8 protein-coding genes and 1 pseudogene are annotated in these 14507 nt (G+C 63.7%); 2 read left to right on the top strand and 7 right to left on the bottom strand.

Annotated elements, in window-relative coordinates; genetic code table 11:
* Window positions 1–3 precede the first annotated feature (3 nt).
* Both GV027_RS17430 and GV027_RS17425 read right to left on the bottom strand, forming a co-directional pair.
* The gene (locus tag GV027_RS17430) at window positions 4–2589 is read right to left on the bottom strand and encodes a glycoside hydrolase family 3 protein (protein ID WP_159512632.1); all 2586 of its coding nucleotides are present in this window, start codon (window positions 2587–2589) and stop codon (window positions 4–6) included.
* Window positions 2590–2659: 70 nt separating this feature from the next.
* Window positions 2660–5692 (bottom strand): TonB-dependent receptor plug domain-containing protein, encoded by a 3033-nt coding sequence (locus tag GV027_RS17425; RefSeq protein WP_159512631.1) that lies wholly within the window; start codon window positions 5690–5692, stop codon window positions 2660–2662.
* A gap of 540 nt (window positions 5693–6232) precedes the next feature.
* Between GV027_RS17425 and GV027_RS21930 the strand changes: the two are divergent.
* Together GV027_RS21930 and GV027_RS17415 are read left to right on the top strand one after the other, a co-directional pair.
* A pseudogene (locus GV027_RS21930) lies at window positions 6233–6487 on the top strand (hypothetical protein); the annotation flags it as partial.
* 411 nt (window positions 6488–6898) lie between these two features.
* On the top strand, window positions 6899–7093 hold the full coding sequence (locus tag GV027_RS17415) for a hypothetical protein (RefSeq protein WP_159512629.1): 195 nt from the start codon (window positions 6899–6901) through the stop codon (window positions 7091–7093).
* 15 nt (window positions 7094–7108) lie between these two features.
* Here the strand turns inward: GV027_RS17415 and GV027_RS17410 are convergent, their stop codons facing one another.
* From GV027_RS17410 to GV027_RS17390, 5 genes are all read right to left on the bottom strand, one after another.
* Entirely contained in the window at window positions 7109–9970 is a 2862-nt protein-coding gene (locus GV027_RS17410) for a conjugal transfer protein TraG N-terminal domain-containing protein (RefSeq protein WP_159512628.1), read from the bottom strand.
* A 12-nt stretch (window positions 9971–9982) separates the two neighbouring features.
* The gene (locus GV027_RS17405; protein ID WP_159512627.1) at window positions 9983–11374 is read right to left on the bottom strand and encodes a conjugal transfer protein TraH; all 1392 of its coding nucleotides are present in this window, start codon (window positions 11372–11374) and stop codon (window positions 9983–9985) included.
* Between the two features lie 65 nt (window positions 11375–11439).
* Window positions 11440–12357 carry a conjugal transfer protein TraF gene (locus tag GV027_RS17400; protein ID WP_236559291.1) on the bottom strand — a complete coding sequence of 306 codons (918 nt, stop codon included), beginning with the start codon at window positions 12355–12357 and terminating at the stop codon, window positions 11440–11442.
* On the bottom strand, window positions 12338–12745 hold the full coding sequence (locus tag GV027_RS17395; protein WP_159512626.1) for a hypothetical protein: 408 nt from the start codon (window positions 12743–12745) through the stop codon (window positions 12338–12340). The genes GV027_RS17400 and GV027_RS17395 overlap by 20 nt, the downstream gene beginning before the upstream one ends.
* Window positions 12726–14507, bottom strand: coding sequence for a conjugal transfer protein TraN (locus GV027_RS17390; protein WP_159512625.1), 1782 nt, complete (start codon window positions 14505–14507; stop codon window positions 12726–12728). Before GV027_RS17390 ends, GV027_RS17395 begins: the two co-directional genes overlap by 20 nt.

The raw sequence follows: 14507 nt of genomic DNA, 5'->3' as shown, positions 1-14507 counted from the left end.
GCGTTATTTCGGCAGCACGGTCCGCGTCCCGGTGATCGTCACGTCCGTCCAGATCCCCGCCGCGCCCCCGGGCTGCCCGCCGCCGACGAACAGCCGGTAGCGACCCGGCACGACGGCATGCGTGCCGTCATGCTCGACCATGCTGAGGCTGCGCGGATCGATGGCGAAGTCGACGGTGCTGGCTTCGCCGGCGCGCAGCGGGATCCGGCGGAACCCGACGAGCTGGCGTTGCAGCACGGGGATCGTCCGCCCCTGTTCCTGCGGGTCGACGGGTGCGAGATAGGCCTGGACCACTTCGTCGCCGGCGAGCTTGCCGGTGTTGGTCACGGTGACGCTGACCGCCAGCGGCTGTCCCGCGGTCACACTCGCTGAAGGTGCCGTCCTGGGGGCATAGGCGAAGCGCGTGTAGCTGAGGCCGTGGCCGAACGGGTAAAGCGGCGTACCGTTGAAGAAGCGGTAGGTCCGGTTCTTCATGCTGTAATCGATATAGGCGGGCAGATCGCGCGTCGTGGCATAGACCGTCACCGGCAGGCGCCCGCCCGGATTGATATCGCCCGCCAGCATCCGCGCGATCGCGGTCCCGCCGGACTGGCCCGGATACCAGGCGGCGACGACCGCATCGGCATGGTCCCTGCTCCACGGATCGGCGATCGCGGAGCCGGTCAGCTGCACGACCACGATCGGCTTCCCGGCGGTGGCGAGCGTTTCCAGAAGCGCGCGCTGCGGCTCGGGCAGTTCGATCGCGGTGCGGTCGCCGCCGAGGAAGCCCGGCACGTCGAGCCGCAGCGCCTCGCCCTCGAGCGTCGGCGACAGGCCGGTGAACACCACGACCACATCCGCTGCGCCGGCGGCGGCGAGCGCCTCGCCGCGCTGCGCGTCGATCGGTGCGACCCAGCGCAGGCCGATCCCGCCATCCTCGCTTGCGTGCACATAGTCGATGCGGAGGTCGTGCGGTTTGGCGTCGGTGACGGTGACCTCCGCCTCGACTGCGGTATCGCTGCCGTCGTCGGTGATCAGCGGCTTGCCGTCGAGCCACAGCTTCACCGGATCATGGCCTTCGCAGTCGAAGCAGCGGGGGACGTCGAGCCGCAGCCGGTAGCGGCCGGGGCCCGGCGGCGTCAGTTGCCCGGTCCAGCGGACGCCGTAGCCTTTGCCCGACAGTCCTGGAACGGGCGGCGCGCGATCCCAGTCGAAGTCGATCGTGCGGTCCTGCCGGGTCGCGACCCGCCGGGTCATCGCGCCGTCGCTGAAATACTCGCCTGTCAGCCCCGGCCTGCCGTTCGCGGACAGGGCGGTTTCGGGCACGGGCAAGGCGACGCCCGCCGCCAGCCCGCTGCCCTGCGCATAGGTGACGCGATCGGCGCCGAAACGTGCGCGAATGCCCTGCAACGGCGTGATCGGCGCGCTGGCGGTGCCGTGGTAATTCGCCTCGAGCACGTCGAGCGAGTCGGCATTGGGCCCAATCACCGCGATCCGGGTCCCGGGCTTGAGCGGCAGCCGGTCCTTGTTGGTGAGCAGCACCAGCGACTTTTCCGCCGCGGTCTGCGCGAGCGCGCGGTGCGCGGGCGTGTCGACCTGCGACGGCGCCATGCGCGTCCAGGGGCTGCGCTGGCCAAAGGCGATGCCGAGCGCCGCGCGCGACGCGAGGACACGACGCAGCGACGTGTCGATCGCGGCTTCGGGTACCAGACCCTTGCGAACCGCGGCGGGCAGCGCATCATAGCTCGGCCCGCAATCGAGATCGGTGCCCGCCTGCAACGCCGCCGCGGCCGCCGAGGGCAGATCGGGGCGGTAATAATGGAAGACGGAGATATAGCCGACCGCATCGCAGTCCGACACGACCATGCCGTCGAACCCCCAGTCGCCGCGCGCGCGATCGGTCAGCAACGCGGACGACGCGCAGGCGGGTACGCCGTGAAGCGAGTTATAGGCGCACATGATCGACTGCGCGCGGCCTTCGGTCACCGCCATGCGGAAGGCCGGCGTATAGGTCCCGGCCATGTCGCGCGGGGAGATATCCGCGTCGAAGCTGTTGCGCCCCGCCTCCGGCCCCGAATGCGCCGCGAAATGCTTCGGCGTCGCGATCGCCCTGGGATGCGCAGCGTCGGGCCCCTGGATGCCGCGAACGAACGCGACGCCCAGCTTGCCCGTCAGATAGGGATCCTCGCCATAGGTCTCCTGCCCCCGCCCCCAGCGCGGATCGCGGAAGATGTTCAGGTTGGGCGACCAGATGTGCAGCCCCGCGAAACGCCGCCGGTCGCGCGTCGAGCGCACGCCGTTGTACTTCGCCCGCGCCTCGGTCGAGACAACCGTGCCGACCTGATCGAGCAGCGCGGTATCCCAGCTCGCCGCCAGACCGATCGCCTGTGGAAAGACGGTCGCGATCCCGTTGCGCGCGAGGCCGTGCAGCCCCTCGCTCCAGTAATCATATGCGGGCAGATCGAGCCGGGGCAGCGCCGGCGCGCTGCTGCCGAGCTGCGCGGCCTTCTCCTCCAGCGTCATCGCCGCGATCGCCGTCTCGACCGCGGGTGGCGTCGCTTGAAGATCAGGCGCCTGGACATCGGCGGCCATCAGCAGGAACGGCAGCATCGGCTTTCCCCAGTTAATCGGATCCGATGACCGACCCGGTCATGCCCAACGGCATACCGGGCCGGGGTCATCAGAAGTTCGCGCGCATGCCGACCCGGAACGCGCGTCCGACGACGTCGTAGAGACCGGGGTTGGTGATATCGCTGGGGACGGTGGCGGCGTCCTTGTTGAACATGTTGTCCACCTTGACATAGCCCTGCACCGCGTCGGTGAATTTGTACGAGGCGCTGATGTCGACGTAGAAGGCGCTATCGAGGTGATTGCGATCGATCGTCGGGTGATCGATCGTCGAGACCGGGCAGTTGGTCTGGCAGACGATATATTCGTTGCTGATCACGCCCGCGCTGATCCACCGCTCCTGCAGCGTCATGCTGAAGAGGTCGGTCGTCCAGTCCTGGACCGCGAGGACCTTCCAGCTCGGCGTTGCACCCTGCCCCAGATTCACGCCCGCGCCCTGGATGGGGATCGTGTTGGGCAGGCCGCGATCCGAGACGAAGTTCTTCACATGCGTCGCCAGACCGCGCAGCGACGCCTGGCCGGGCAGGCCGATGCCCGACAACGGAACCTGGTAGCTCGCCTCGATGTCGAAGCCGTCGGTGAAGATCGACGCGAAGTTGAACGGCTGGACGGTGACCGACGCGTTGTTCGGATCGCTGATGTCGAAGCTGTTGCAGGTGAAGGTCACGCCGGCGAAGCAGAGGTTGATCTGGGTCTGCGCATCGAGCGCCGCGATCGCGCTCTTGATCTTGATGCGGTAGTAATCGACCGAGATGTTCAGCCGCGGCGCCCAGGACGGACGCGACAGGATCACGCCGAATTCGGTATTGCGCGCGACTTCGGGGCGCAGCGCGGTGTTCCCCGTGGTCGTCTGCAGCACGGTGAGGGTGCGACCCGGATTGAACGGATCGGTCGTGCCCGTGCGATTGCTCGTGACCGGCGCGGCGAAGAGCTCGCTCAGATTGGGCGCGCGGATATCGCGCGAGGTTACGCCGCGGAAACGGATGCCGTCGACCGGCGTGTCCCAGGTCGCGCCGACCTTCCACGTATAGACCGTCCCCGACGTGCTGTAGTTGGTCGCGCGCCCGGCGGCATTGAGGTTCGCCTTGCCGACCCCGTCCGAGTTGAACAGCGGGGCATTCACCTCAAGGAAGGATTCATAGACGCTATAGGCGCCGCGGCCGTCGCGGTAATTGCCCGCATACCAGTTGCCGCCCTGCGGGTTCAGCAGCGGGTCGCTGGGATATTGCGCGTCGTAGGCACCGCTGGTCACGACGCCGTTGCCGTAGGGATCGGCATTCACCTGATAGAATTCATGCCGATATTCGCTGCCGAACGCGACCGACAGTGCGCCGGCTGGCAGCTGCAGCGGCTCGCCGCTGACGGAGAAGCTCGCGACGTCCTGGGTCTGGCGCGTATGCTGGTACGGTCCGTTGCCCGGAAGGATATAGGCGAGCGCCGCGGCGCTGGGCGTCTGGCCGCCGATGATGTTGAGCGGGACGCAGCCGCTGGCGACAGCGGCGGGATTGGCGCAGGTGATGCTGCCATCGGGCGCGCGGACCGCCTGGATCGCGGCATTGTAGCGCGGCATCAGCGGGATATCGCGGACGGTGATGTCGGTGATGCCCGTGCCGTGCTGATAATAGGCATCATAGCGCCAGTCGCCGCCGAACGCCTGGATCTTGCCCTTCGCGCCGGCGACGAAGCGATATTGCTCGCGCTCGGTACGGACGCTGATCGAGTCGGGGAAGATCGCGTTGTCGACGCCGTAGCGGAACTGGGTGATCCCGTTCGCCGCGCAGGCCTCCTGGACCGAGGTAGGGACATAGGGGTTGGCGCACTGGAGCGTCAGGTTGCCGAACTGCGCGGATCCGACATTGGGAATGTTGCCCGTCGTCACCCGGGCGACGTTGACGGTGGTGTAGAGTTCATTGTCGGGATCGATGTCGAAGCCGATCCGGCCATAGCCGCTGAGCCGCGTGATCGTCGACTTGAGCGAATTGGCGTTGGTCACGTTGCCCGACCGGTCGCCGCCTTCGCACACGCCGTTGTAGCAGCCGAGCACGTTGCCGTTCGCATCCTTCAGCGGCACGCCGTTCGAGCCATATTCGAACTGCCGCGGATTGCCGTTCACGTCGAACGCGGTGCCCTGAAGCGGGCCAGCGGTGATCAGCCCGTAGAGCGCGGTATTGTTCGCCTGGGTGAAGCTGCGATCGAGATATTGCGGGCCGCCGTCATTGGTGATGCCGCGGTTGATCAGGTTGCGCGAGACCAGCCAGTTGCGCCCGCCCGGGCCGCTGCCGTCGGGGTCCGATCCGACACCGAAGCCGGCCGATCCGATCCCGTCCTCGTGACTGTATTCGCCGCTGCCGATGAGATGCAGCCGGTCGTTGAACAGCGATTTCCCGACCGCGGCCTGGACCGTGTAGTTGCCGTCATCGCCGTAGGTGCTGATGCCCGACTGGAGATTGGCCTTGAAGCCGGTGAAGCGGGTATTGGTCACAAAATTCACCACACCGCCGACCGCGTCGGAGCCGTAGGAGGCGGAGGCGCCCCCGGTCACGACGTCGACCCGTTCGATCAGCAATTGCGGGAACAGGCTGACATCGGCGACGCCGGTGACGTTCGCGCCGACGACCCGCTGGCCATCGATCAGGGTGAGCGTGCGGATCGGTTGAAGGCCGCGGAGACTAAGCGCGCTCAGCCCCTGCACGCCGGTCGAGGTGCCGTTGGCGCCGACGGTGGCGCCCGTACTGCCTTGGAGCGAGGGCAATTGCGCGACGGTCGTGAAGACGTTGGGCTGCGCGTTCTTGGCGATCGACTCGGCGCTCAGCACCTGGGTCGGGGTCGGTGCGGTGAAGCCCGACGAGATGATCCGCGAGCCGGTGACGACGATGTCGGACTGCGGGGTGGCGGGCGCGGGAGCCGCTTCGGTTGCGGGCGCGGCGTCCGGTGTCGGGGCCGCCTGCGCCGCGGGGGTCTGGCTCTCGGCGGGCACTGGCCGTGCCGCGTCCTGCAGCACGTCCTGCGCAAAGGCCGGTGTCGCCAGCATCGTCGATGCCGCCAGAACCGAGCGCAGCACTGCAAAATTGATCACTTGGCGCATCACATACTCCCCACAGAAACCGGGGCGCTTGCTGGACCAATGTCGTTTCGGGGGTCGGCTTAAGTCGATCAATCTCCCTGCGCAACATAAGTTTCATAAAATGTCTTTTTATATTTATATCCGTCTTTTGAGGCTTTTTTGGTAATATATTGGTACCCTGCATCGGATAGTTGCCCGGAATTAACCTTATTTGTGAGCGGCTTGCAGCGTGTCGTCGATACATAACATGGATTAGATATGTTCAGTCCGCTGCGGCGCGCGGTTGGCCTTTCCAGGGGCTAGACGCGCCTCGAAGGTTCGGAAAATAGGGTGGCACGCTAACGATCGTCCGATGTGCCAGACGTGACAGTATCGGGAGGGTGAACCCCATCCTCATCCATGCGAATGCATCTTCCGCCAAGCGCACCCAAAAAGACCAACAACAGACATAAACAATACTAGATCGACTCATCTTGATAAAAAGATTATAAAAATATCAATGCCGGTGAGCGTTTCGCAATGTCGCCCGTCCTATTAGCGTAATAACAGGGGGGCGAGATCATGGTTGGGCATTCTTTCGGATCGATGTTGGTGCGGACCAGCGTCGTCGCAATCGCCGCGGTGGCAGCGACGCCGCTCGCTGCACAGTCGGCGATGGTCCGCGTCGACGTCGCGCCGCAGCCGCTGGCCCAGGCGCTGCAGACGCTGGCGCAGCAGGCCCGTGTCCAGGTCGTGTTCGATCAGGCGCGGGTCGGCACCCGCCGGTCGACCGCGCTGGCCGGGTCGATGACCGCCGCCGACGCGTTTCAGCGCCTGTTGCGCGACACTGGTCTTGCGGTCTCGCAGACCACGCAGGGCGTGTTCGTGGTGGCGGCGCAGGATAGCGCAGCCCCCGCCCCGCCCACCGGGTCCGCCCCCGTCACGACCAGCCTCGGCCTCCTTCAGGATGCCGATGATCTGCTCTTCCGAAAACTGCTTCCGCTTCATCTGTCCGTCCCTTTCCGGGGTCGGACTCTAGCTCCAACTGGAGGAAAAAACGGGGGTCACGTCAGGAGCGGTTCAACACTCCCTCAGCAATCGGCATCAAACCGATTGCCATCATCAACATCCACGAGAAACCGAGTATCAGACTTCCGCCGATGCTCGACTTAGCAGATAGCTGCGGACGTATGCTTGTGATTGCCAAACCGGCCTCCGTGAGATACCCTAAAACCGAAGGGTGTTGTCATGCACAAGATCGATTTACCGCTGTATTACGCGACCTTGGATAGCCCAGGCGGTCCAATAGTCATACTGAAGCCGGATGATCCGGCATACGTAGACCATGTGGCTCGTGACGAAAATGGTAATCCGACAATTGGAGGTCGTATCGGCCAATTGATTGGTTTCGTCATTTTAGTCGCGCTGTTTCTATATCTGTGACGCAAGCACATCAATCTACTTTCTAAGATCAGGGTCGGTAAAAAACTGCCGGTTGAGGTCTTTGTTTACGTCCGATTGCACTTGTGAACCGGCTTGAACGGCTCCGGACCTCATCACTCCTTGAGCCTCCTGCTCAGCCGTTAGCGTATCCTTACCGGACGAGACCCTATCGCGAGCCGCTGAACCATCAGGCATAGCCGGCGCGCTTGGTAGCGCGGAGAGGCCATGAGGATGATAACGAGCTGTAACATCCGCGTCCGTTGATACCGGCGGGGCTGCAACCTTCACCAAGTCCGGCTCGTGAAGCTGTGGCGCCACCTCGTTATAGATTGCCTGACGGCGCTGTGTCAGGAATTGGGCAATCATGCCGTCGCGTGTAATTCGCTCTTGGTCGGTGAACGTCGTTTGGTGAAGTTCCGGGGCATTGAGGCCAAGTTTCGAACTCCGCTCCCCAGCATACCATTGTGCTAGTTCCTGACTCAGGTTCTCGCTCATCTGCAGGCTATGAGACTCGGCATAATTTGCATCGCGAGTCAGTGCTTGAGACAGCTCATGGAGCTTCTGCGCACGTTGCTCATGCGAATAGGCCTGCGAAAGTGCGTCATCCTGGCCAACGCTCGAGGTGGAATCGCTAGATGCACGAGTAAACGTGCCGCTGCGGTTATAGGTGCTACTCGACGTACCTGCACTATCGCCATTAGCGTGCTCGTCGCGCGACCCAGTCGTCTGGCTGCTATTATAGTCGTCGGTTCTGGATCTGTCAGAGGAATGGGTCAGTCCATCACGCTGCGTACCAGTTTTTGTTATGCCGCCGCTCGCTACGGGCATTGGCACCGCATCCAGAATTCGGCGTCCAGTTCCTCTTGGAATCGGATTTCCACCACCCACAGACCCGTCTTGAGAACCCTGACCGGCTGCACCTCTACTTCCCGGTGAAGTAGATGCGTTAATAGACCCCGAAATCTGATCGATCGTTTCAGCGCCACGACTATGCCCATCACTTGAGCGAAGCGATTGGCCAGTCGACGAGCGATTCTCTGTCCCTGTAGAACTCGACCCGGTGTTGCGATCAAAACTCTCCGACGACGTGCCAGACTGTCCGCCAATACCCGTTTCGAACCCGGACGATACGCTCGTAGACCGACCGACGCTGCTGCGATCGGTATGCGTTGCAGTACGGATCGCTGCGGCCGCCTCAAGTTCACTCTGCGATGCGCGTTCAGCCTGACTGGCCTGTTGCCGCATCTCGGACACGTAACTGCTGTTCATTGTCGGCTGAACGCCAAGTCGGCTCATGCCCGGCGTCACATCGATAACGGACTGGCCGTTACCGAAGGCGGTCGTCGTCGCGCCATTGTCGTGGCGGAAGCTCGACGCAAACCCGCCCGACGAGACGGTCGGCGCGTTCTGCCACTGGTCACTCTGGCGCATGTTCGACGTCGAGTTGGCAAAGCTGGTATTGCCATAGCTGTAGTTGCCGGTGGTCTGCTCGGCTGCCGCGGCCTCGGCCGCATTCTGAGCCGGCGAAAGCACCGACGTCGCCTGCCCGGAGATGCTCATAGCACCCTTGGCCAGACCCGCAGCTAGGAACGGCACCGACATCAGCATGAAGCCCGCGATCGTCGCGGTCTCGGCGTTGACCGCGCCAATGCCGGCATAAGTGCCAAGCGACATGCCCCCCTCCGCGACGCCCTGCGCCGCTGCCGTAGCGCGGGTCATGCAGATCATGTGGAGGATCACGTAGAGCGGCCCCCAGGCGGCAAGGTAGAAAAACCCGGTCACATAGCCCTTGAGCGCGCCGACGCCGGTCTGCGGCATAAGGAACAGCGGGAAGATCACCGGGAACATCGCGTAAAACACGACGGTCAGGACGATGTTGAGGATCGGCACCCAACTCATGGCCTGCTGCGCAATCGAGTTGTACGTGTTGCGCGCCTGAATATCCGCCCGCGTGGTCGCGAACGTGTCGATCGACGCAGCGCCCGGACCACCGGCCATGCCGTCGCGGGCTTGCATGAACGCGTTGATTGCCGTGTTCTGCCGGACGATCGTCTCGTAGTTGGCGCTGGACGCGGTGAAAGCCTGATTGACGATCGGCACGTCGGCTCGCAGCTTGGCGGACGCGACCGAGTTCGAAAGCTTCGGATACGTCTCCTTCGCCCATAGCGACGTGTGCGCCTCGATCATGGTATGCCAGAGACCATCGAGCATGCCGTAGGCCTGCCGGCAGGGGACGATGCTGCTGGTCGTTGCGGCACCCGACCGCTCGACCCAAGGCTGAGAACGAGCGGCCGAGCCGGGTGCGAGCGACACCCACAGATCCTTCGAGGCCGCGAGATCGGTCATCGACTTCTGACCCAGCATGATGTCGCCGAAGACGCAGTTCTTGAAATGCAGCGAGAGGTTGGTTGCAAACTCGGCGTCGCGAATCTGGAAGTTGCGCGTCGCATCGAGCAGACGCGCGCCGTAGACCATGCCGTTGGTCGAGTAGGACAGCTGGCTGGGCATCGTGAAGACGGTTTCAGCCGTCCGCGTCAGCCAGTCGCCGACCTGACTGGTGAAACTGGCGATGACTCCCAGGCCCAGCGGCACGTTGGCGACGACCGCCGGCCCCAAGGATGGATTGATCCTGTCAGTGACCTTCACCGTGACCGTCGGCACCATCAAGCACATGTAGATGAGGCTCGAGCCGAGGAACCAGTTCAGCCACGCGCGCACGTTCATCGTAAAGGCGACCGCGAGCAGCGCGTAGATCAGGCCGAGCACCATGACGACGCGCAGCAGCGCCCGATAACCGCCCCCGCCTGTCCACGCCGCGACCGCGTTGAACGTGTTGACGATGTATTCGCCACCGCCGATCGTGAAAACCTCGACCATCGCCAATCGTCCTTAGTTGAGGCCTTGGGCGCTCAGGCCCCGCGAGAAGTTGAGCGATGCCGCCATCGCCGGCGACATCGAGTTCTGAAGCGTCGATTCCACCATCACCGACTGGTTGATGAGGGCGAGCGTTTGATTGAGCGTCGCCTTCAGTTCGACGTTGCGCTGCGAGTAACGCGTGCGCGCCTCGGTCAGCTGATCGCGCCACATCTTGCCCATCTCGGCATCGGCCGGCTGGACCTGGACGGTCGACTGGCTGATCCGATCGAGCATGTTCTCGATCATGGCGGACAGCAGGTTGACCGCGACGATCTCGGCAAGCGCGCTGGTCTCGCCGGGCGAGAACGTCTGGTGCGCCATCGCCTGCACCGCCAGCATCTTGTAGAGCGGCAACGTCGTCATGTTGAGGAGCTGTTGCTCCTGCGCGTCGAGCGCGCTGTCGGTGCGGATCTTGGCGTTGATCGAATCGATCATCGTCTTGATCTTGGAGCGCAACCCCGGCCCCGGCCGCAGCGTCTGCTCCGTCATGTTGAGGCACTTCTCGTCATCGTCGCAGTGCAGGATCTTGACCGGCGTACCAGTGCCCGGCCCGTCGAGTAGCGCGGTGACGACAGCATCCTCGGCCGGTCCGACGAACCCGACGATCGCGCCCTCCGTCGCCTTCGGGTTGATGACGATCGTGCCGACCAGCGTCATGAGGAACTCGGAGAACTCACGGTCGCTGCCGAACTTGTTAGACTTCTTGATGGCATCCCAGGTGTAATTGCGCGGGTTGCCGGGGATCTTATCGGCCATCGCCGGATCGGTGTTGCCGTCGAGCGTTGCCTGCGCCTCAGCGTCATTACCGCAGCCCTGACGCGACCGTGCCCAGTCAGAGAACTTGCCCTGTGAATTGCCGACCGCGGCGCAGACCGTCGATCGCGCGCCTGCCATTTTTGGCCAAACCGACCCGACCAACCCCTGCGCCGCCTCGCACGACGAGATGTTCATCTGGTTCATCTGCTGTGCCTTGTTGGCCATGGTATCCATGACCTTGCCGATCTCGGGCGACACGCTGTCGATCGCGAGCTGGAAGGCGAAGCCCAGCGCATTGTTGGCCGTCGCCTTCAACATGGCGACCATTTCGGCGCCGTTGATGAAGCTGAACGAGCCGGTGAAAAGGTCGATGCCGCCACAACCGGCAGAGACCTTGGGCATCTGCAGGTTGAACGGCTGCACGCTCTTTTGCGGAAAGCGGGTCCAGACGTTGCCCATCGAGTAATAGCCAGCGCTTTGGCCCTGATAGGCGCTCGGTCCAGTGACGTTGGCGGCCCCGCCCGCATCCTGGAAAAAGCTGTTCATCTGTCCAGCGACGTCCGCGCGTGCAATGCCGACTGGCACCATGCTGGCGGCACCCAGCGTCATGGCGATCGCAGCGGTCCGACGAAGAAGGGCGCGGAGAGGGGAAGGGCGAGGGGAGGGGGTGTTCATCAGAAATCGCTCCCGACCTTGGAATTGGTGAGCATGAAGATCCGCTCCATCACTTCGTCGGCCGACATGACGCCGAACCCGACCGGCACCGTCTTGCGGGTGACGGTATCGAACAGGACCAGGGCCGGCGTTGCGAGCGGCACGCCCATGCGCTGACGCTGGCCGCTGTCGACGACGTAATTCGGGAACTGCCGGCTAGGACCGCCATCGGTCGATACCGCCATTACCGTGATCCGGTGGCTGTCGGCGACCGAACGCAGGATCGGGGAGAAGACCTCACACGCCGCGCAGGACTGAGCGAAGAAGTAGAACATGCCGTAGCGCTGGCCGAGGCGCGACAGCACCTGGTCGCGGGTCGCCGACCGATTGTCCGTCCATGCGCGCTTCCCGACGGTCGAGACCGGCCGCTGCAGCGTATAGTCGATATCCGGGTTCTGCCAGAGCGCGCGCTGCCAGGTGTCCGAAAAGGTGGACGCACGATCGAGCTGTTCGCGCTGGTAGCGGACATAGGCGATCACATTCGCCTCGGTCGGCTCAAGGATCGCGCGCGCCTTCAACTCGTCGAGCTGGCGCGTGATAGCCTTCAGTTGTGCCGTCGACGACTGTTGCGGCTGCGCGGGCGTCTGCGGTGTCGACGGCTTGGCCTTCGGACGTTCGCAGTAGAACCACTGGCCGAGACGGCGCTCACCACAGTAAAAGTCGTCGCCGCGCTGTTGCTCGCCGGCATCTGCCGCGAATGCGGGCTGGACGACTGCCTCGCTCGCTTGCGCGCCGTCGTCGATCGCCTCAGCCATCGCGGCACTTTGCAGATCCATTGTCTGCGCGATCGCCGGCGTCGAGGCTGGTGCGGTCGCCGCCAGCAACATGAGGAGGGAGGCAGCAAAGCGGCTGCTACGCTTAATCCTGATCGTCTTCATCATCATGCTCCCCGTCGAGCTCAATCATTGCGAGTTTGAGAACTGACATCATCGCGGCGACATCGAGCATCCGTGTGCCCTGATCGAGCATGCGGACGATGCCCCGCAGGTGACTACGGCCGTGCTTGCGGCCCTTGATGGTCGCGCGCATCCCCGTCTCGCGGCGGACCAGCCAACCTTTCTCGACCATGTCCGGAAAGGCACGTTCGATAGCCTGAGGATCGATGTCGCACTGGAACCAGTGCGAGATGGTCGACGAAACCTCGCCGGCCGAGGTCCCTCGTGCCGAGCGGTGGATGCGAAGAAATATCGCGAGCTCGAACACCGACATGTCGATCGCGCACGGCCCCCCCGGGCCTTCCACATCGTTAGCGCCCGTGAAGGTCATAATACCCCTGAATCTTGGTTTGAATGTCGGCCATCACCGAGACTTCATCGGGCAGTTTGGCTGCATCCATGAACTCGGCGTAGACTTCGGAGAAATCCATCTGGCTAAGGTCGAGGCGCTGGAACTCCTCAATGGTGAAACCCTTGCAGGTCTCATCCTTGGGCTTGCCCCACGCCTTGCCGATCTGCTTGCGGCCCTCGACCTGAAGGATGCGACTGAGCTTGCTGCCAAAGCAGCAATAGGCATCCTTGGAGGTAACGCAGACGCCCAGCACCTTGTCGGAACAGTAGGAGCCGACCTTGTGGCAGAGCCCCTTGTCGTCCTTCTCATCGAGCTGCTTCTCGGCCGAACTGCACAGCCACGGCGTCAGCAGCGGCACGCCGCTGCCCGAGCAGCAATTCGACGCACCGAAGATCTTCTTGGTGCAGGTGCCGCGCTCGCCCGAGAACACGGTGAGGTTGGCGGGATCGAACTGCTTGCCGGCGTCGCCGATTGCGTGGAGTGCGACCAGTGCATCCTTGAACTCGGTCGACGCTTCGCGCTCGATCGTCTCGCAGTTGCCGTTCAGGCAATAGACGTCGCCGCCACAGACATACTGCTTATCGGTCGGCGCCTTATCGTCGGGCAACGGGCAGCTGTAGACGCGCTGTGACACCTGACAGGCCCCGCTTTGCGGTTCGTCGAGGCATTCGTCGCGCAGGAAGCTGCACAGGCGGTTGCCATCGAGGGCGCTGCAATCGCTCGCCGGGGTCAGGCGCTGACAGGTGAAGGTGCGCGACCAGGCCCAGCATGCTTGCGTGACCGGCACGCCCTCGATGACGCGGGTCTCAGGGCCTTCGGTGCAGACCTCTGTCGCTTGCGGGACGCACGTTGTGTCGGCAGCCAGCGCCGGGCAGGTGCCCTCGTTGCGGGCGACGGTAACGCTGACCGTCCCTTCCTTTTTCAGATATACAGTACCAGTCGCATAGTTCTGATGGGTCCCGATCTCAGGGGCCGACAATTCGGGATTGCAGGAATACAGCTGCGCCGTGCCGCTGACATTCTTTTTGCAATATTTGCGGTAGCCTTCGACGTCATTCCCACCGGCCCCAAGATCGATCTGTGCGTCGCAGATGTGCTTGGAGACCGGCTCTGCACGGCAAACGCCGGCATTGACCTTCGCCTGCATGACGCTGTTTTTGGCGAACCCGTAGCCATCGTTTTTGTCGAGAACGCCGTAGTAGAACCAGCGCGCGGTGTTGATGACCGTCGGCACAAGGTTTCCGCGGCAGGCCTCGACAGTGTCGGTAACTTTCGACCCCTTGTTGCAGGTCGCCTCGTAATAACCCTTCGAGCCGACCGATGGCGGGAGCGGCGTGCAAGTGCCCTCAGTGCCACCGATGCTCTGACCGCCCAGATAAGCCTCCGGGTCCTTCTCGATCATCGTGCCGCGCGAGGTGGCAGCTAAGATCTCGGCGTTGCTGAAGGTCGGCCGGGTGCGGCCCTTATCAGTGACGGTGCCGAACGCGTCGTTGGTGCCCGCCTTCATGCCCCCATCGGCAGCAAGCCGGTCAGGATCGTCGAAATAGACCTTCTCTGGCAGGTCGGTGCCGCCATAACCGGGGAGCTCGGAGAGCTTCGCCTCGCTCGGCCCCAGGCTCGCGTCAGCACGCATCGTCTTGCCGAGGTCCGCGCCCTGCTTGCGCGCCTCCTCGATCGTCGTCTGCGCGACGACGCCACTGGTGGCGCCGGCGAGGACAGCGAGCAGCAAGGAGACGGCCAC

Source organism: Sphingomonas sp. T1 (assembly GCF_902506585.1).
Classification (GTDB): domain Bacteria; phylum Pseudomonadota; class Alphaproteobacteria; order Sphingomonadales; family Sphingomonadaceae; genus Sphingomonas; species Sphingomonas aerolata.
Note: the sequence above shows the minus strand (reverse complement) of the source record. Positions and strands in the feature narration are given on the sequence as shown.